Origin of the sequence: Bradyrhizobium sp. NAS80.1, assembly GCF_001908205.1 — a bacterium.
Taxonomy (GTDB): Bacteria; Pseudomonadota; Alphaproteobacteria; order Rhizobiales; family Xanthobacteraceae; genus Bradyrhizobium.
In genome coordinates this window covers 1-19,816 of sequence record NZ_LGHL01000052.1, presented here as the reverse complement: position 1 = coordinate 19,816, position 19,816 = coordinate 1, and the positions used below count along the sequence as shown (strand labels likewise).

Below are 19,816 nucleotides of genomic sequence, written 5' to 3'. Positions count from 1 at the left end.
GCCGGGACTAATCCCGCATAACTGACCGTCATTGTTTGCCGTCCTTGAACCAGAGCGGGTGCGACCAAGTGTACGACTCCTTGCTCTTCTTCCACTCCTCGTTGTCCCAGCCCATTACGTTCTTGCGCATCGCGAGCACGCCCTCCTCCCACCACAACCAGGCATCCTCGTTTGCTTCGGTCAGGACCCTTTCGAGTTCCCAATAGATTTTCTGCCGCTTGTCGATATCGGTCTCACGGCGGCCAGCTTCGATAAGTTCGATGGCCTGAGGGTTATTGCTACGACCGAAATTGAATCCGCCGGCGGGATGATATAGCCCGGTCGCAGGGAGATCCGGATCGTAGATGTAGGGCCAACCTCCCTGCGCCATGTCGTAATCGGCGTCCTTCATCTTCGCAGCCAACGCTACCGGCGCCAGCAGTTCGACCTGCCAATTGATGCCGACTTGGCCGAGCATGCTCTTGACGGCTTCGGCGATCGCTTGGCCGCCGGTGGTGTTGTCCCAGTACCCCTTGATCGACAGGCCATTCGCGTAGCCGGCATCAGCGAGCAGCTTTTTCGACTCGACGGGATCGTAAGCCGCCGGGTTCAGGGCTGGATTATGCGCCCAATGATCCTCGGGATACATCCCGCTGGCAACGCGGCCGAGGCCGAACTGGGTGCCCGCGATCAGCGCCTTGCGATCGATCGCGTGATTGATCGCCTGACGCAGCCGGATGTCCTTCAAGACGCCCTTTTGGGTGTTGAAGCGGATACCGACAACATGGTTCAGCGACTGCCGAAAGACCTTGAGTTGCGGATCGTTCCTGACGATCGCGTATTGAGATTTGTCGACCCCCAATATGTCGAGCTTGCCGGCGCGCAGATTCGCCAACCGCACCGCGGGATCAGGAATAACACTCACGAGCACGCCGTCGAAATACGGCATGTCCGGGTTACCCGAAGCCTTTGCGAACCACCAGTCCGGATTGCGTTTGAGCTTGAGGAAATTGCCGGGGCTCGCTTCTTCGACGATATAGGCGCCGGTCCCTTTTGGCGCCGAAGCTTCGTATTTCTCCGCGTCCTCGGTCAGGGCCTTCTGCGACATCATGTAGCCCGGCACATTGGCTATCACGCCCTGGAAGCCCGCCCACGGCTCCTTAGTCTTCCAGCGAACTGTGAGCTCGTCGATCACCTCAACCGTATCCAGCGGTCCCAGCCATGCGGCGGTCCATGCTGTGTTCTTGGGCTCGCGGATCCAGTCAATCTGCGACTTGATCGTGTTCGCGGTTAGCTTGGTGCCGTCCTGGAAGGTGATGTCCGGCCGCAACTTGGTGACGAAGCTGGTCTCGCTCTCCTTGTGGACCTCTTCCAGCAGCCAGGGCGTGGTCGGCTTGAAGGAGCCGTCGGTGATGACAAGCTTTTCGTGGAAAAGGTTCATCGAAAGCCAGTCGAGCACCGGCCAATGGTTCGGGTTGAGCTTGCCGATGTACTGCGAACTCGCCGTTCGCAGGATGCCGCCGCGCACCGGCTTATCTTTGCTGTAATCCCATTTCGCCCAAGGCTGATCGTGCAAATGCTCATCCGCCGCCCGTAAGGATCCCGCGAAAGCCATCAGCGCGACCGTCGCGACGCCGCTCTTCAATACCGCGCGTCGACTTGACGCAGAACTCGTGCCGAGCGGAGCAGCTGCACGCGCATGCTTGACCATTCGATCCTCCCGTTTGTTGGCCTGTTCGTGCCAGGCCGCCTTGTTAAAGATGGCCATACCGGATATTTGAAAAATATACAAGAGCAGATCAGGCCAACAGCCTTTTGCCGCATTTTTCGGGCACTTGCGTGGAATTCTGGACGATCAGTGAACGAGGTCCAAAGCGACCTCCCCTGGTTTCTCCATACCTGTTTTTCGGAAATAGGCTTGCAAAGCACCGCTGTTCCGTTAGCCTGCGGCACGACATGCGCGATCTGGTGGCCATCGCGCGATGGTTACGGGAAGGCGCATATGCAACGGTCGCAGGTTATCCGGGGAACGAAGGATGCCGGCCGCTTACTCATGCTCGGTGGCGCTGCAGCCGAACAAACGTCCTGATAACGAAGTCGGAACGATCGCAGATGAACCGTCGTTTGACGCCGAACAATAACCCTATTGCGTCGCAGACATCGCGCTACGACGAAAAGCAGAAGCTCATTCTTACCGCCGCAACGCGCGAATTCAACGAGAGGGGCGTCCGGGGCGCGAACTTGGCCGATATCGCCGCTGCAGTCGGCCTGACCACCGCGAGCATCACCTACTATTACAAGAGAAAAGAAGAACTTGCTGCTGCATGCTTTCTCGAGGGCATCGCGACCTATGCCGACATTAATCAGGCAGCGATTGCGCGGGCTGAGAGGGGGCAGCGCATCACTGCGCTGGTTGATGCGCATTTTGCGCTGTGGAGCGACATCGCCCGTCAAACGCGGCGACGCCCGATCCTGTTCGACGATATCCGGACGCTGGGTGAACGAGTCTCGCCTCCGGTGTTCGCCGCCTACACCGGGATGTTCAAGCAGCTCAGGACCCAGCTTTTTAGCGGCGAGCCGTCGCCGCTATCGCGTGGCGATCAAAACGCCCGCACCCACCTGGTACTGGGAAGCTTGCTGTGGCTGCCGGCCTGGCTGCCGTGTGAAGAGCTTGAAGACTATCCATTCAATGCGGCGGGAATCGCCGACCTTTTGCTTCGCGGCTTCGCGGCCAAAACCTGGCAGCCGGACAACGCCACGATCATGATCCCGATGCCCAAGCCGGGCCCGCGCGAGGCATTTCTTCAAGCCGCGACCAAACTCATCAACGAGCACGGTTATCACGGCGCATCGGTAGAGAAAATTTCGGCGAGCCTCAACGTCTCGAAAGGATCATTCTATCATCACAACCAGAACAAGGACGAGTTGGTCCTGGATTGCTTCGAGTTCACCTTCTCCGTAATTCGCCATGCGCAGAATGCTGGGCGAGCATTGCCGTATACTGGCCTCGACCGTCTCCGCGCTACCTGCGCAGCGCTGGTCGAATACCAAATGTCTTCGCGTGGTCCGCTGCTGCGAAGCACTGCGCTGGCAGTACTGCCCGAGTCGGCCCGGCGGGAAATGATAGCGCGGATGAACCGACTGTCGGGCCGCTTTGCCAGCATGGTCGCCGATGGAATCGTCGATGGATCGATTCGGCCTGTTGATCCGCATCTGGCTGGCCAGTTGATCAATCCGATGATCAACGGTGCGGCCGAGTTACCGCGCTGGTGTCCTCAAGCAAGCGCCGAAAATATTACGGACCTTTACGTCGATCCATTGATTAAGGGACTATTTTGCGTATGACCGGACTTGCCGCTCCCTGCCAGCAGCGCGCGCCGATTTGGCCACGAAGGACCGGTTTTTCATGGTACCCAGCGTTATTGAACTGGCCTTTGCCGCAAAGCTCGATGCGCTGGATGAACTCATACCCCCAGGATCGGGCAGCGATCAACAATGGCGGGGCACGCAAGCTGTTCGCGCGTCGTCTGTGAAGAATGCAGATCTGCCTGAGAGACGGGCAGAAGTTGGCTCGATAAGGTATTCGATTTTGCAGGCAAGCCTTGTGTTGGGGCGCGCTTTCTTGCGTTTTGGGATTTTGCTTTCGAGCGATTCGTGATTCCCTGACGGCGTGTCGCCGACATTGAGGGATGCGATGAGCAAACCGCGGGATGATCGACAGAATGCGGATTCCGATGATGTCGCCCAGGTGTACCGATTTGAAGTCGCCCGGGGATTCCGAGACGATGTCGCCCACCTTTCCGATCTGATCTCGCCCGGGAGCGAGGCGTTCTGGCCAGTTTGTTCTGTGGCATTGGGCGAGCCGCGCGGTCAATCTGGAATCGCGGCCTGAAGCTCTCCTTTTTCAGTTGCGGTTTGCTGTGGGCATGTGGGCAACGCGATCGCGTTGTCCAAGCGCAGCGGCATGTCCACAGCGCCACGGGCTCAGGTCTTTTGGGCGGATGACGGGGTTCGGCGCAGGCTCTCGCCGGTGAGGTCGAGCCGATGGGCGTTGTGGACGAGGCGATCGAGCACGGCGTCGGCGTAAGTCGGATCTCCAATCAGCACGTGCCATGTGTCCACGGGGAGTTGGCTGGTGACGAGAGTGGAACGTCGGCCGTAGCGATCCTCCAGAATCTCCAGGAGATCGTGGCGGGCGCCGGCATCGAGCGGGGCGAGGCCCCAGTCATCGAGGATCAGCAGATCGACGCGGCCAAGGGCGCGCAGCAGGCGCGGATGACGGCCGTCGCCGCGTGCGAGCGCCGAGTCATCGAACAGGCGCGGGACGCGCTGGTAGAGCACGGAGCGATTGTCGCGGCAGGCTTTGTGGCCGAGCGCCGAGGCGAGCCAGCTCTTGCCGACGCCGGCCGGGCCGCAGATCAGGAGATTGACGTGGTCGTCGATCCAGCGGCCCTCGGCAAGCTTGGCGAACAGAGGGCGGTCAAGACTGCGCGGGGTGCGGTAGTCGACGTCCTCGACGCACGCCTGCTGGCGCAGCTTGGCGTAGCGCAGGCGGGTGGCGAGCCGCTTGTCATGCCGCAGCGAGGCTTCGCGTTCGAGCAGCAGCGCGAGCCATTCGGCATGGCCGAGGCTGGCAGCCTCGCCGGTGGTTTCGATATCGGCGAAGGCCTTGGCCATGCCATGGAGGCCGAGGGCGTTGAGGCGATCGAGGGTCGGATGGGTGAGCAAGGGATGGTCTCCTAATTGTAGTAGCGCGGTCCGCGGATGTTGGCATGCAGGATCGGCGCGTCGTCCGCGGAGCGCTGATGAACGGGACGCCGATCGAGATTGTTGGCGAGGATCGACTTGACCGAGCCATAGGTGCGCGCGCCGATGTCGATCGCCCGCGCAGCCGCAGCGTCCAGCCGTCCGCGCCCGTAGGAGGCGGCGAGCGTGAGGATGCCGAGGCAGGCGCGGAAGCCTTGCTTAGGGTGCGAGCGCTCGTCGAGAATGAGGTCGCACAACGCGCTGGTTGCCGGCCCGAACGCGGCGGCATCCTGGCGGATGCGTGCGACGGTCCAGCCGGCGTAGCGCCGATGGCTGGAGGCCATGTGCTCCGGCACGGTGGTGTGCTTGTGATTGCCGCTCATGCGCTGATGCGCAGCGATCCGCTCGCCCTTGAGGAAGATCTCGACGGTGCGGGCCGTGAACCGCACCTCGACCTCGGCGCGGGCGAAGCGATGGGGGACGCTGTAGTAATGCTTCTCCACCTCGACGTGGTAATCGAGACTGACACGGCGGATCCGCCACTCGGCGAGCACGTAGGAACTCGCCGGCAATGGCTTGAGTGCCGGCCGGTCGACCTCCTCGAGCAGCCGGCGGCGTGTCACGCCGAGCCGCCGGATCGGCTGCTCTTCGTTGAGTCTTGTGAGCAGTTCGCCGATCGCCGCATTGACCTCGGCCAGGCTGTAGAAGGTGCGATGACGCAGGCGGCCGAGCAGCCAGCGCTCGACGATGAGGACGGCCTGCTCGACCTTGGCCTTGTCGCGCGGCTTGCGCGGCCGTGCCGGCAAGATGGCCGTGCCGTAATGCACCGCCAGCTCCGCATAGGTAACTGCGGTTCGTACAGGCTCGCCTTGATGACCGCGACCTTGGTGTTGTCGGGCACCAGCAGCGCCGGGACGCCGCCGATCGCCGCGAAGACGCCAACATGGGCGCTGATCCAGTCGGCGAGCCCCTGCGTCCACGTCGCCTGCGCGTAGGTGAAGCTCGATGCGCCGAGTACGGCGACGAAGATCTGCGCCATTCTGCGCTCGCCGGTGAGGCGGTCGACCACCACCGGAACGCCATCGCCGGCATAGTCGACGAACAGCTTGTCGCCGGCGGCATGGGCCTGGCGTATCGTCACCGACAGACGGCCCTCCCAGGCGCGGTAGAGCTCACAGAAGCGCGAGTACCGGTATCCGCCGGGCTCGGCGGCGATGTACTCCTCCCACAGGATCGACAGCGTCACGTGCTTGCGTTTGAGCTCGCGGTGCACGGCCGCCCAGTCGGGCTCGGCGATGCGGCGGCAACCCTGATGCCGCTGGTAGATGCGATCCGGAGCCACGTCTTCGCGGCAGAGCGCATCCACGCGGACGACACCACGGTGCCGGTACTGGCTAAGGGCAAGACCCGGACCGGCCGGCTCTGGACCTACGTCCGCGACGACCGTCCGTTTGCCGGCCCAGATCCGCCGGCGGCCGTGTTCTTCTACTCGCCCGATCGTGGCGGTGCGCATCCCGAGCAGCATCTGGCGGGCTATGCCGGACTGATGCAGGCCGACGCCTACGCCGGCTTTGGCAGGCTCTATGAGGCCAATCGCAAGGGCGGCCCGATCATCGAGGTCGCATGCTGGGCGCACGGCAGGCGCAAGTTCTTTGATCTCGCGCAGCTCAGCAAGGCGCCGATCGCGGCCGAGGCGGTCAAGCGCGTCGATGTTCTGTTCGCCATTGAGCGCGAGATCAACGGTCTCACTGTGCAGGAGCGTTTGCATGTGCGCCAGGAGCGTAGCCGCCCCCTGATGGTCGAGCTGGAGGCATGGTTGCGCGAGCAGCGCGGCAAGCTCTCCAGGAACAACGACACGACCAAAGCGATCAACTACTGCCTCAGCCGCTGGGATGCATTTTGCCGCTTCCTTGATGACAGACGGCTTTGCATGTCGAACAATGCTGCTGAGCGTGAGCTACGGGCGGTCGCCGTGGGACGAAGAAATTGGACCTTCGCCGGGTCCGATGAGGGCGGCCGGCGTGCGGCTGCCATCTACAGCCTCATCGCCACCGCCAAGCTCAATGACATCGACCCGCAGGCTTGGCTTGCCGACGTCTTGGCGCGCCTACCGGATCACCCCGCCAGGCGCATCCACGAACTGCTGCCCTGGAATTGGCAGCCTCAAAGCGTCGCTCACGCCGCTTAAGGGCTGATCAGCCTTCCGCCAAAAAACGGCCTAGCCGGGGCCTTCGCCGGATGCGTACAGCGAAGTAGCGTACCCTCGTGGAGGTCCGCTCAGTGAGGCATGGCGGACAAGATTCGCTCAGGTTGAATTCCTCGCATTTTGACCCATCTCGGACATCTCTCACGAGACCTCTTCCCACCCGAGTCGCGTTGGAAGATTTGCAAAGGGCGCCCAAGCTTCCGGAGTCTGACATTGCGGTCAATTGCAGATTGTCGACAGTTCGCGAAAGTCTGCGGTCGGGCCAACACTCCCCGATGGCAGCAAGGAACGCGAATGTCTCAAGCTCTGCAGGTCACGCAGCTCGCTTCTGTCACAAGATCGACGCTCCCCGAGCACTCCTGCTCAACGTTGAACTCGAGCGCGAGGCCTTCAAGAGGCCTATTGCGACCGATCCACGCCCTCCTGCGCAATCGGTATGCTGAACTGAAAGACGGCCCCGCGAGGATGGTTGGCGCCCGCCCACATCCGGCCGCCGTGCGCCTCAATAATCGAATGGCAAATGGCAAGCCCCATGCCCATGCCATCGGATTTAGTGGTGTAAAAAGCCTCGAATACGCGGTCTGCGCTGTTTGGATCGAGTCCTGGGCCCGTATCCCGGAAAGTGATCAACACATAATTCGAGTCATCTGTCCGCGCACTGATCAGTAATTCGCGATCACCTTCGTTGATCTCACTCATTGCCTCGATGGCGTTCGTGATCAAATTGAGGATCACCTGACGGACCTGAACGCGATCTGCTCGAACAAGCGGCAACGCCTCGGGCAGTCGAGTTTGCACCCACACATCGTGTTTCGCAAGTTCCACGCGAACTAGGGCCAGCACCTCTAAGATCACTTCGTCGATTGCAAGAAGCTCTGTTTGCATCGGAGCCTTATTCATAAGTGCGCGAATCCGACGAATCACGTTCCCCGCGCGCATACTGTCGCGGATAATCAAACCGAACGTCTGCCCTACTTCTTCGAGATTCGGCGGTTGAGCACCCAGCCAATGTAGCCCTGCCCCGGCATTGCTGCTGATCGCGGCAATCGGCTGGTTAACCTCATGGGCGATCGAGGCGGCCAACTGTCCCATCGTCGTGATCCGATTGGCGTGTGCAAGGCCTATCAGAGTCTCGCGATACCGTCGTTCGCTTTCACGAGCTTCCGCTTCCGCCCTCCTCCGCTCTGTCAGGTCCAGGACGAAGCCAACACCTTGGTCGTGCCGCTCATCGAATACGGCGAGCCCAATTAGCACGGGCACGCGGCTGCCATCCTTGCGGATATATTCCTTCTCGAATTGCTGAACTGCTCCGGTCCTTTTTGCTTCTGTTCGAGCATCCAACGTGCTCTCCAGCCATTCTGGCGGTGTCAGGTCGAGACTGTTCACGCGCCCCGCGAGGAGATCCTCTCGGTCATATCCGACCATCCCGAGGAAGGCTTGATTCGCCTCAATGATTTCGCCGGTTCCGCGACTGATAAAGATTCCGATGAGATTAGCGTCGAGTAGGCGCCGTATCTTTGCCTCCCGTTGCTGCACTTCGCCGTACAATCGGCTGTTCTCTAGGGCTGTTGCAGCTTGAGAGGCAAGCATTTTCAGCACGGAGCTTCTGCCAGCTGAAAATGTGCCTGGTGCGAGATTATTCTCCAGATAAAGTACGCCGATCAGCTTGCCCTGCGTGATCAGTGGCAGGCAAAGAATAGAACGTGCCTTGCGCTCCAGGATATACGGATCTTTCGCAAATGAAGGCTCGGCGGCTGCATCTTCGAGAATGACGTTTTCGCGGACACGTAGGACGAAATGCAGCACGGACTCGGGAAGCGCGATCGGAGTTACGGGCTGCTCATTCACCTTTACAAGCAGCGCATCCGTTACCGTTGTGGCCTCCGCCTCGATCCGAGGCTCGCCTGCATGCAGCAGAATCAACAAACCCCGTTCGGCGCCAGCCTGCTCAATGGCAGTCCGCATAAGCGTGTCGATTAGTTTTCGCAGAACAATCTCGCCGGAAATCGCCTGTGACACTTTTGTTACCGTCGCGAGATCAAGACGCTCGACCGGAGCTCCGATCCTCATGCCATTCACGGCAGGAGTGGTTTCCTCATGGCTGAGATGAGGATTCAGCTCGTCCAGCTGACGCACTTTGCCATCTGCTCCCCAACGAAGGTAGCCGCGCCGCGCGTCCTGCAAGTAAACCCGGGAGATTCTGTCAAAACCGCGCGCAGCATAAAAAACGCGCTGCAAGTTCGCAAGCGATTGCCTCGTGGTGGGCGAAACCGTTACGTGCAGCGGTCTGGATTGCGTGTTCATACAGTCGCATTGCGTCTGCATCACGGTATTCGCGCCTTGCAATTTCAGCGCCGACCAAGGAAGCCCGATTCTCGAACGTTTCGGGGCAATTCGTCGCCCATATCTGCAGCTGCCTGTAATGGGCGTCAATGATATCCCGATGTTGCTGTTGTTCGCTTTCGCCTGGCCTGTCGCCATAACATGAGTGAGACAGCGCTCCATAAAAGTGAAACTCCGCGATCAAGGGCTCTGTCGGCATGGTCCATAATTTTGGCTCCGCCTTGGCGCGAGCATCAACAGCCGCACCATAGTCTCCGGCTAAAAATCGCGCCTGAAGTTTGCGGATCCAGTAGACCGTTTCGCTAGGTGACAGCTCCGGACTCCGCGCGAACGATCGCTCGACGTCTAGCTCGTCAAATTGTTGGTCATCGAAGCAACCGAATGAGCGCGTGAGGCCGCGCATGCTTCTAATGATTGCGAGCTGAGCGGCTGCGGCATCAGCAGCAAACTGAACCTTTCTATTCCGTGTCGTAGCCACACTTTTCTCTACCTCGTTCTGTACCTCCTTCAGGGACTCTCCGGCCATCAACATATTTGAAGTTAGATGAAGCAAGCTGTACGCCTCATAGATGACATCGCCGCTGCTCACCGCCGCTTCGTGCGCTCGCCTGATAAGAACTCGGCCATCTCTTAGAGGCTTCGTCCATGGGATCACGTTGCATCCGACGGCCAAATAGACTGCAGCCCGAAAACGGGAGAACTCACCGCGATCAACGAGATCGCAAGCAAGACGACCAAATTTATCAGCCGCTTGATAGTCACCAAAGCGTCCGGCCGAGATTCGGCCTAGCCATGCGTAATGGGTGCAGGAAGCGTCAGCGTTGCCGCATTCGAGGCTCATGCTGACGGCTCTGCAGATGACCAGAGCGGACAAATTGGCGTCCATGAAACCTGCGGGCGGAAGAATCCGCGTCAAGACGGCAAGCGTGGCAAGCGCCGTTTGGTCTGTCATTCTAGGCAGATTCGCAAGCTCCTCAATTGCGGCGGGCAGCTGTGACCACATCCGCTGATATTCGGCTGATGTTTCCTGGTCCGTCGGATGCTGCGACCACTCGATCCCAACGTCGTGAAGATATTCGAGGCCTATGAGCACCGCTCGCCTGTGCTGGCCAAGAGTCAGGTAAAGATCGACCCGCAAACATGCGACCGTTGCTCGTTGCGGCGCGTTCAAGGCTCGCTTCGAAAGTGAGGACAGGAGGCTCTCTGCAATCTCCCGCCGGCCCACTAAGAATTCGCATTCGGCCCGGCTTGTCTCCAGGGCGAACGCGAGTTCGTCGCACGTTTGCCACGAGTGCTCCGCGAGCAGAGCAGCACCGACGGTGAAGTATGTGAGTGCCGAGACGTAGGCAGCCGACGCCCTAGCACGCTGCCCTGCGACCAAGTTCAGCTCCGCGAGCTGCTCACGCTCGTGACCGGAGACGATTAGCACGATACCTCGATTGAGTTGACTGACAATTTCGAAGATAGCCTCTTCGCGCTTGTGCGCAGGAATGTGCGCCGCGAGCATCCGACCGATCCGCAGATGGGCAGGAGCGCGCGAGGATTCCGGCACCAGCAAGTAGGCCGCCTCTTGAACGCGATCGTGGAGGAAGCGATAGTCTATTCCGTGGCGAGCGATCAGTTCCTGCCGGATCGCCGGCCACAGGGTCGCATGCACCTGCTCCTGCGAAATTTCGAGCACGATCGCAAGCTCAGCCGTTCCGGCGATGTTGCCGAAACAGGCCAGCTGTCTCAGCGCGTTCTGCGTTTCCTCGGGCAGGCGGATGAGCTTGCCGAGCATCAGATCCACGACGTTCTCGGTGTACGCTTTTGCGTGGATACGCTCAAGATCCCATCGCCAGCGTGCAGTCTCGTGATCGAACATCAACAATTGCTCTTCGGCCAGTTCGGAAAGGAATTGAATGGCGAAGAACGGATTACCCATCGTCTTCTGATGCACCAACCTTGCAAGCGGGGCAGCGCGTTTTGATGCGCAGCGAAGGGTATCGGCGACCAACTGCTCGACATCGTCTGCAGTGAGCGGCGAGAGCGTGATCTCCTCGAAATTTACGTCGGCTCTCCTGATGGAGTCGAGCTTGCGCTTGAGTGGATGGCCTGCATCAACTTCGTTGCTGCGGTAAGCTCCAATCAGCAGCAGGTGCAGATCCGACTGGGTCAGGAGATCCTCGATCAAGTCGAGCGTTGCGGCATCATGCCATTGCAAATCGTCGAGGAAGAGCACCAATGGATGGGTTCGCCGGGCGAACACGCCAATAAAACGGCGAAGCACCCGCTGGAAACGAATTTGCGCTTGCCGGGCTGGAAGCTCAGCAACCGCGGGCTGCTCGCCAATGATCAGGCTCAGATCGGGGATCAATTTGACCATCAGTCGTCCATTCGCGCCGAGCGCCTCCCGGAGCGCTTGCCGCCAGGTGTCGAGTTCGCGCTCACTTTTGCTGAGAAGAGCACGGACAAGACTCTGAAACGTCCGCGCTAGCGTCGCATAGGGAACCTCGCGCCTTAGTTGGTCGAATTTGCCTAACACCAACTGCCCGCGCGAGGGCACCAGTACTTTGTGTAGCTCCTGGACAAGCGAAGACTTACCGACACCGGAGTAACCGGCGACGAGCACCAACCTTGGCGCGCCGCTCTTCACCACGCGATCGAAAGAGGCAAGCAAAGTCTCGAGCTGACGGGCTCTGCCATAGAGCTTCTCGGGGATGAGCAACCGATCAGGTGTGTCGTCTGCGCCGAGCTCAAATGGGTCAATGCGACCGTGGTTGGCCCATGCTGCGAGACAGCGTTGCAGATCGCGCTCAATGCCAGCGGCAGTCTGGTAGCGTTCCTCGGCGTTTTTGGCGAGGAGTTTCATCACAATCTGAGACACTGACTCTGGGATGTTGTGCGCTTTCTCCACAGGAGGGATCGCTTTTCTTGCAATATGACAATGGATCCACTCCAAAGGGTCTGAGGCCGTGAACGGCAGGCTGCCGGTCAGCATCTGATAAAATGTCACGCCAAGCGAATATAGATCACTGCGACAATCGACCGAGCGGTTCATTCGTCCGGTCTGTTCGGGGGCCATGTAGGGCAGCGTGCCCGCGATGAACTCGGCAGGTTCAGGCGGGACGCGCTCGCGGGAAAGCCGGGAAGCCAGACCAAAGCCGGTGAGGCGCACCTGTTCGTCAGGGCAATCGACCAGAATGTGAGCGGGTTTCAGGTCCCTGTGAATCAAGCCGCGCCGGTGAAGCTTGCCCACAGCCATGGTGATACCAATAGCGAGGCGCAGGAAGCGCTGGGGCTCCATTCGGACGCGAACCAAGTTTAGCAGCGGCTCGCCGCATGGATCGTCCAGGACCAGCATGGTCCGACCAGTTTCCCGGATGAGTTCCAAAGGCCGCACGGCCCACCCCTCATCTAGCTCGTCCCTCAGCTCACACTCGTGGGCCAGGCGCTCAAGTGTCCCTGGGTGTTCCCCGATTGGCCGCACTAGAAGCACGGCAGCCCTGCTGCCATGGATTTCCCGACGCCACGCGCGGCAGAACGCCCGATCATCGTCTTCCCACAGGGGCGTGATGTCTTGGTCGAGATTTGAGCCAAACAGGGTTCGGCTGAGAGGGGCCTGCGGCATTTGCCTGCCTAGACTAAGATGACGCGAGCCAAACCTGACACATAACGGGCGTCATTGTGAAGAAACTTCGAAACAAATGCGGGGGGCCGGGCAAGGCTGCAAAGAATAGACTGCAGCAAGCAAAAACTATGAGGTGCGGGCGCGCAAGCATCCTTTGTGATAGAGCGGCTCGTGGCCGTTACCAGACCACCAGCGTCCCACTGCCGACGTGCAGCCGGGCTGCGGATTGCCGCTACCGCTCAATCAGACAATGGCATGTGAAAGCTGATCGCTTTGCCCATGATCGGCGCAACACGCTAGTGTTCTGTCCCGTAAGTTCGCAGCATAATAATTGCATGGGTTTCGGGTATCCTGAGCGAAGGAGATACCCGATGCGCACCGGACGCCCGAAGGCGATGCTGACGATTTCCAGCGACGAACGCACACAGCTCACGGCCATAACACGGTCGCGCTCGCTCCCTGCGGCGCTGACGGTGCGAGCCAAGATCGTGCTGGCCTGCGAACGTGAGCCGAGCAACGCCGTCGTGGCGACGCGGCTTGGCGTCGGCCCCCATACGATCGGCAAATGGCGCAATCGCTTCATCGCAAATCGGATCGAGGGGCTCTACGACGAGATGCGTACCGGCAGGCCCCGCACGGTTGAGGATGAGGCTGTGGCCGAGCTGATCACCAAGACACTCGCTCGCAAGCCCAAAGCCGCAACCCATTGGAGCGTGCGCGCCATCGCCAAAGAGACGGGGATCGCCAAAAGCACCGTTCATCGCCTGTTCCAACTCTTCGGGCTGCAGCCTCACCGCACCCGCAGCTTCAAACTCTCGACCGATCCCTTCTTTGTCGAGAAGCTGCGCGACGTGGTCGGGCTCTATCTCAATCCGCCTGACAAGGCCGTGGTGCTTTGCGTCGATGAGAAGAGCCAAATTCAGGCCCTCGAACGAACCCAGCCCATGCTTCCTATGGGGTTCGGCTACATCGAGGGCGTCACACACGACTACGAGCGTCATGGCACGACCACTCTGTTCGCCGCCCTCAACGTGCTCGACGGCGCAATCATCGCTCAATGCAAACCCCGCCATCGTCACCAGGAGTTCCTCGCCTTCCTGCGTCACATCGAAGCTAATGTGCCGGCCCAACTGGACATCCATCTCGTCGTCGACAACTACGCCACCCACAAGCATCCCAAGGTTAGGGCCTGGCTCGCCCGCCGTCCGCGTTGGCACATTCACTTCACGCCAACCTACGCCTCCTGGCTTAACCAGGTCGAACGCTTCTTCGCACTCATCACCCAACGCGCCATCCGGCGGGGATCATTCGATTCCACCGCCGACCTCGTCAAAAAAATCGACCGCTTTATCCGCACCTACAATGCAGATTCACGCCCCTTCATGTGGACCGCTACCGCCGACTCCATCCTCCAGAAACTCGCGCGACTTTGTCGGCGAATTTCCGGGACAGAACACTAGAAATCCCGCCGACAGGCGCGGTAAATCGGTAAATCGGTAAATCGGCGCTCGTTCCTAGCAAGTTGTTGCTAGGCATCAACTCTGAGCCGCGCACCCAAGCAACAGATCTGCGAGGCACTTTGGGGGAACCGAGCCGGTGAAAAGAGTTGCGTGAAGGTGAAGAACAGCGGAACGCGTTCCCCTCGCCTGGCGAACCATGACAACATATGTCGCAATCCTTGCTGATTCCGAACTTCACCTCGTCGGACTTTGGCAACCCGATCCTACCGGAGAACTGCCGGTGACCACCGCAAAGCCGCCCGCCCGCTACGGCGCTATTGGAGGCGCGCGTCCGGGCAGCTTTGCTCTACCGAGCTACACCATCACTGGGGACACGACCACCGATCCCCGATAGATCTAGACGAGATCGGACAACGCGGCCTGACGGTACGATTCAAGCCCCCGCGCGCCGTGTGAAGTAGCAGGCGCTCACCATCTATTCTGGCGGCCCCGCGAGCCTCAGATTTGCAAGGCCGGGTCGCTTCATTGGACCGGCATTACCACGATGTATGGCGATCTGGGCGGACCCGGCGCATTTTTTCTCGAACAGAGTGCGCCGGGCCGCTTTCATGAGCTGCGCGGGAAGTTGGATGAGCTATCGGCAGGTTGGCGACTGCTTCCCGGCCGTTTTCTGTCCTATGTTGCGGGGTTGAGTACGTAAGCTTCGAAACCAGCCTCGCTCGGCGCGGATCCTATGATGCCCACCTGTACCGGAAGGAGAATCATACGAGGTAGCAGGTCAATTGCAGTTGGGCTTGCCGCCGGGCACGAATGCAGTGGGCCTCTCCATTCATACCACCTCATCTTAAAATGTGAGCTTCGGCAGGAAGCCGCGAGACGAGGACACCTGGGCGCTCCTTCAGACGACTATATTTCCTACAAGTACGAGCGAAAGGACTTGAATCGCACCTTGCGTCAGGTTGTACGAGACCGATGCCGAGGTGCTTTCCCAAGTTCGCGACAAACGCAACTCACAGGCGCTCTGACGACACAAAAAAGAGTTCATGTGCTGATGCCGCTGCTACTCGTTCTGACGTCCATTTTTCTTATTATAAGTGCGATAGTCTACGCCGCATGCCGATCTCAACGCCGGCGGGATCGGGGCATAAACAGGCACAATCGCGCCAAGCCGCTCAGCTCGCGTCCCCGCGGGCGTTCTGATCTAGCCGCATGATGTGTGTCCGCCAACTCACGCAGCCTCAACTCGCGAGGCCAGGCGGCGCGCGCGCGTACGCTAGAGCGAGCGCCTCAACTTCTGATTTCAGCTTCTCAAAGTTGCTGATCGAGTTGAACAATGTCACAAGGCCAATCCACTGGGACGCGGCACGAAATGCCGTCCTCGACCACTCGTGCGCTTTTTGTTAGACTTACGTGGCCAGTTCGTCACGCGGCGCAAATCGCGGACCGGCGATATACTTGCAAAATCTCAAAATAGTTGCACGGCGTCAATCGCAGATGGTGACAACATACTAGTTCGACCTTCAGTCGCACAAGTGAGGCTCTTATTGTGACCAAGCGCTCTGAACCGCGGAAGCAAGCCACAACTTCCGAAGTGCCGGAGGTCAGACCCAGCGTCTTCGTGGTCGACGATGACCTCTCAATGCGCGAATCGCTGGTCAACCTATTTCGTTCGATCGGTCTAGATGTCGTTGCTTACGGATCTGCCCAGGAACTGCTCCAGAGCGAGCTTCCTGATGTTCCTAGCTGCCTTGTGCTTGACATCAGGCTGCAGGGATTGAGCGGGCTTGAGCTCCAGAGTGAGTTAGCCAAACTGAAGATTCACATTCCCATCATTTTCATCACAGCTCACGGCGATATTCCGATGACCGTCAAGGCCATGAAGGGTGGAGCAATCGATTTTCTCAGTAAGCCATTTCGCGATCAGGAACTGCTCGATGGCGTAGTCGCAGCTATCGAGCAGGATCGCAAGAGACGAGGTGTAGACAAGCTGGTCGCGAGACTGCAGTCCTTGTTTGAGGCCCTAAGTCCACGAGAGCAGGATGTAATGAAACTGGTCACAGCCGGCCTCTTGAACAAACAGGTAGCCGCCGAACTCGGGCTCGCCGAGATTACAGTTAGAATCTATCGGGGGCACGTGATGAAGAAGATGGGCGCTCGGTCGCTAGCCGATTTGATCAAGATGGCTGAGAGGCTGGGAATTGGGACCAACCGCTTCAGGGTACAAACCTAAGTATGATTTTACAATTTCCTCATACAAGCGCACCTTCGGCCAGCGCCTTGGCCCCATGGAACGGCTCGTTTTGTCTCGCTACCCAACTGTTTCCGTGTTGACGACGACGCTTCGATTCGTGCCGCACAGAACAACCTTTTGAAATCGAAGGGCCACATCGTTTATACGTTTGCGTCGGCTGAGGCATTCTTGCAGTCGTCTCAATTGAACGACACCTCCTGTGTCATTGCGGACGTACAGATGCCGATGATGAGCGGCCTTGAACTTTTGGAACAGTTGCGGGCCCCGGGCCACGTGGTGCCACTCATCTTGATTGCCGCTTTCGCGGACAATCGCACCCTTGCCCGCAGGTTGCGGCGCCGGCGTAACCGGCTTCTTTAGCAAGCCCTTTGCCGGTCCGACTTGGTCACCTGCCTCGATGAAGCGCTTCGCGAGGGTTGTTGTGAAAGGCACGCGTGAAGGATGGGAAAGCCAAGCCGCACCGCGGCGCTTACGATATCGATCAATGCGCGTTGGCCGAGCTCAGCCCCGGGCGGTGGCGACAATCGCCTTTCCACATTTCCGCATTCGCTGTAATTGCGTTTTCGGCATTTGGTTGAAGGCCTTGCAAGGTGGGGCTCCTGACAAAGACGCCTCAGGTATGGTCGCGCAATCAGACGAGGCGAGGCTCTCCTACTCAGCGAGGAGCGGCCCTACCTTCAGTGCCACGATCATTCTGAGCTTATCGGAAAGTGCCACGGCAGCGGCTTCCGCCAAGACCTCGTTAGAAGAGAGAGCTCACTTAAGTTGGCGACCGCTCCACGTAGGACGCCGGAGTACTGTGGGAGAAAGCTGATGGGCCAAATGTCGAATATACTGAGCCAACTGAAGAAGCCCGACGCGTCTGCCGGCTCTGAGAGCCGTCGGACGAAGACTGGAAGACTGAGCGCGACAGCCTTCCTCCCTCAGCCGCATCCGCAACTAGTGCGCCGCGCCCGCGCTCTTAGACCGGTGCTTCACATAGACATCTGGTCTCCGCGTTAAAGTTGGCCGATGTGTCCAGAGAGGCTTGGCCCACAGCTACTTCTTGAAGACCTGACAAGCCGAGCTTAATCTCCTTCTAAAACCCACGCTATCACCTTTCGCCTGGATCAAAAATGAGGCAGAAGAGCGAACAACGGGCCGCCGGCTCATCAACAACCGAATCTAGATGTTAGATAAATTGTTACCCGGGACTGGGGCAATCGCCCCCGGCTCAAGCAGAACAGAGTCAACCGATCGAGATCTAAGCTTAGATTTCGCGAAAGGTGCGCTCATTGTTCTGGTGATCCTTGGGCACCTTATCCAGTATGTCGTCTACCGAGACGACGGTTTTTGGTATTCGCCGTACTACAAATCGATCTATATGTTTCACATGCCACTCTTTATGGCGATAAGCGGATATCTTTCTTCTCGATCGCTGTTGCAAAAGTCGTTTACTCGAGCCGCCAAGGATCGTGCGAAGCAGCTCTTGCTGCCGATGCTGTTTTGGTGGGCGTTCATGGAGACAGCTAAGCTAGCGGCATTCTGGCGCGCCACCAGCCTGACGAGGGGACTTTTGGAATTTGCAGACGATCTCGCTGGCACATACTGGTTTATTTGGGCCACCTTTGTTTCCTACGTTCTCGTCAAGAGTCTTACCAGGCTCAATCATCAATGGTGGGTCATTTCTGGTTCGGCCATATTGGTCGCGCTCGCGCCTCTGACATTCTCCATTTTACCCCTGATTAGATTCACTTACCCGTTCTTCTGCTTAGGATTCCTGCTTGCTCAATCGCGAGAACGATGGATCAGTACATTGCAAGGTCACAAGCCGCTCCTGATTTTGTTTCTCTCGATAGTGACTTGCGTATCCATTCTAGCTTGGAGCAAGGACACTTATGTCTACAATAATTTGGGGGCCATTCGCGACCTTCGATCGAGTAAAAACGTTCTTCTGATGTTTGTTGGCTCTGCAGCTGCCTCGGCAATCGCTATCGAACTCCTGCTGCAATTCTGGAGCTTTGGTCATTCAAATCGAATGGTTCGCTTTGTCGCTGTGGAGTTGGGCCCGGCTACGTTGCTGCTCTACTTCGTCCAGGGCACTGTGTTCCGCCTGATGGATTTCATACAATTCGGAGAACTCTGGGACCTCACGACCCGGTTGACCGTCGCGGGTATGCTCGGGGTCGCCGTTGTCGCGATCGCGCTAATAGTCCGCTCGGGTGTCCGCGGCGTTCCGTATCTGTCTCAGCTCGTCCTTGGTGCGCCCCCACGCACACGTCTCCCGCAAGCCGCACCTACGATGAAATCATAGCAGCATCGACCTGTGGCGTCGCTTCCGGAAGCGGGTTCGAACTAGACGCTACCTGCGAACGGGTGCGCGACCGTTGAGCCGGCATCGCGCATAAAAGCCCGCCCGAACCGGATGAAAGCTCCACTATCCGCCTGGTTCTTGTCTCATCCCACCGCGCAGATGCGCACCACCAATTCGAATCAGGCAAAGGTGGGTATTGCCGCATATAGCGATGTGCGATGTTCAGCCTGATGGCCGCGCCGCACCCGCTCATGAGCGCGAGGCCCTCCTTCTGTTTAAGAGAGACACCGCTAGAGCGACTGTCAGATAGCGCGCTCGAGTCTAGCGGCTTCGAGTGCGTTCGAACTTTGGGCTCTGCCTTTGTTGCGGTGTGCTCGTTCTGGAGGACGGCATACAAGGCACGTCGCAAAAACGGGGCGATGGGTATCTGTCGAGTGTTCGTCGTCAGATGATTTGAGACTGATTAGGCGGGCTGCGAAGGGAGGCTCTGGCTCATCAGGGGTTAGAGTTTAAGCGGTCTGCAGTCGATGCTGCAAGCGACGATTTGCGATGGTGTCGTGCTTGATGCGCTGACGTTCGGCCAGGATTGTCTCGGCTCTGCCAAAGTAGACGTCGGCGGGCGTGAGGTTGTCGATGCTCTCATGGAAGCTGGCGTGATTGTAGTGCTCGACAAAGGCGCCGATCTGCCGTTCGGGGTCGCCGGGTAGATAATAGTTGTCGAGCATGATGCGGTTCTTCAGCGTCTGATGCCAGCGCTCGATCTTGCCTTGGGTCTGGGGATGATACGGAGCCCCGCGCCCATGTTGCATGTCTTTGCCCTTGAGCCACGTGGCCAGATCATCCGCGACGTAACTCGATCCGTTGTCGCTCAGAAGCCGCGGGCGCTGCGCGACGGTGATGTGGTCGAGGCCGGAAGCTGCGAGCGCCT

At 59.0% G+C, this 19,816-nt stretch carries 9 protein-coding genes and 3 pseudogenes; 7 read left to right on the top strand and 5 right to left on the bottom strand.

Annotation, left to right across the window (positions count from 1 at the left end; genetic code table 11):
• Positions 1–28 precede the first annotated feature (28 nt).
• The gene (locus AC629_RS13440; protein ID WP_168195469.1) at positions 29–1,690 is read right to left on the bottom strand and encodes an ABC transporter substrate-binding protein; all 1,662 of its coding nucleotides are present in this window, start codon (positions 1,688–1,690) and stop codon (positions 29–31) included.
• A 401-nt stretch (positions 1,691–2,091) separates the two neighbouring features.
• On the opposite strand from AC629_RS13440, the gene AC629_RS13435 reads away from it, so the two are divergent.
• A complete protein-coding gene (locus AC629_RS13435; protein WP_168195468.1) occupies positions 2,092–3,324 on the top strand; it encodes a TetR/AcrR family transcriptional regulator in 1,233 nt (410 codons plus the stop codon).
• A 61-nt stretch (positions 3,325–3,385) separates the two neighbouring features.
• Positions 3,386–3,637 carry a hypothetical protein gene (locus tag AC629_RS45245; protein ID WP_143198538.1) on the top strand — a complete coding sequence of 84 codons (252 nt, stop codon included), beginning with the start codon at positions 3,386–3,388 and terminating at the stop codon, positions 3,635–3,637.
• A 326-nt stretch (positions 3,638–3,963) separates the two neighbouring features.
• Here AC629_RS45245 and istB read toward each other — a convergent pair whose 3' ends face one another.
• Both istB and istA read right to left on the bottom strand, forming a co-directional pair.
• The gene (gene istB, locus AC629_RS13430) at positions 3,964–4,707 is read right to left on the bottom strand and encodes an IS21-like element helper ATPase IstB (RefSeq protein ID WP_084805222.1); all 744 of its coding nucleotides are present in this window, start codon (positions 4,705–4,707) and stop codon (positions 3,964–3,966) included.
• 11 nt (positions 4,708–4,718) lie between these two features.
• Positions 4,719–6,034, bottom strand: a pseudogene (gene istA / locus AC629_RS13425) (IS21 family transposase); the annotation flags it as partial.
• Here istA and tnpC point away from each other — a divergent pair.
• Positions 6,014–6,913: pseudogene (gene tnpC, locus AC629_RS13420) on the top strand (IS66 family transposase); the annotation flags it as partial. The pseudogenes istA and tnpC overlap by 21 nt on opposite strands.
• A 417-nt stretch (positions 6,914–7,330) precedes the next feature.
• Here the strand turns inward: tnpC and AC629_RS13415 are convergent.
• Positions 7,331–12,884, bottom strand: a pseudogene (locus AC629_RS13415) (AAA family ATPase).
• 371 nt (positions 12,885–13,255) lie between these two features.
• Between AC629_RS13415 and AC629_RS13410 the strand changes: the two are divergent.
• The 4 genes from AC629_RS13410 to nolL all read left to right on the top strand — a co-directional run bounded on the left by AC629_RS13410 (position 13,256) and on the right by nolL (position 18,888).
• On the top strand, positions 13,256–14,344 hold the full coding sequence (locus AC629_RS13410) for an IS630 family transposase (RefSeq protein ID WP_074122894.1): 1,089 nt from the start codon (positions 13,256–13,258) through the stop codon (positions 14,342–14,344).
• A 1,591-nt stretch (positions 14,345–15,935) separates the two neighbouring features.
• Complete coding sequence (locus tag AC629_RS13405) at positions 15,936–16,574, top strand: response regulator transcription factor (RefSeq protein WP_245330608.1); 639 nt, start codon at positions 15,936–15,938, stop codon at positions 16,572–16,574.
• Positions 16,575–16,712: 138 nt separating this feature from the next.
• A complete protein-coding gene (locus tag AC629_RS48620) occupies positions 16,713–16,955 on the top strand; it encodes a response regulator (protein ID WP_245330607.1) in 243 nt (80 codons plus the stop codon).
• A gap of 808 nt (positions 16,956–17,763) precedes the next feature.
• Positions 17,764–18,888, top strand: coding sequence for a nodulation factor fucose acetyltransferase NolL (gene nolL, locus AC629_RS13395; protein WP_208867084.1), 1,125 nt, complete (start codon positions 17,764–17,766; stop codon positions 18,886–18,888).
• A 509-nt stretch (positions 18,889–19,397) separates the two neighbouring features.
• Here the strand turns inward: nolL and AC629_RS13390 are convergent.
• On the bottom strand, positions 19,398–19,816 hold a 419-nt coding region (locus AC629_RS13390), incomplete at its 5' end, for an integrase core domain-containing protein (RefSeq protein WP_143199108.1).

Excerpts from the sequence above, each read along its gene's own strand:
- AC629_RS45245 (WP_143198538.1), top strand. The coding sequence starts at position 3,386 with ATGGTACCCAGCGTTATTGAACTGGCCTTTGCCGCAAAGCTCGATGCG.
- AC629_RS13440 (WP_168195469.1), bottom strand. The coding sequence starts at position 1,690 with ATGGTCAAGCATGCGCGTGCAGCTGCTCCGCTCGGCACGAGTTCTGCG.
- nolL (WP_208867084.1), top strand. The coding sequence starts at position 17,764 with ATGTTAGATAAATTGTTACCCGGGACTGGGGCAATCGCCCCCGGCTCA.
- AC629_RS13410 (WP_074122894.1), top strand. The coding sequence starts at position 13,256 with ATGCGCACCGGACGCCCGAAGGCGATGCTGACGATTTCCAGCGACGAA.
- AC629_RS13435 (WP_168195468.1), top strand. The coding sequence starts at position 2,092 with ATGAACCGTCGTTTGACGCCGAACAATAACCCTATTGCGTCGCAGACA.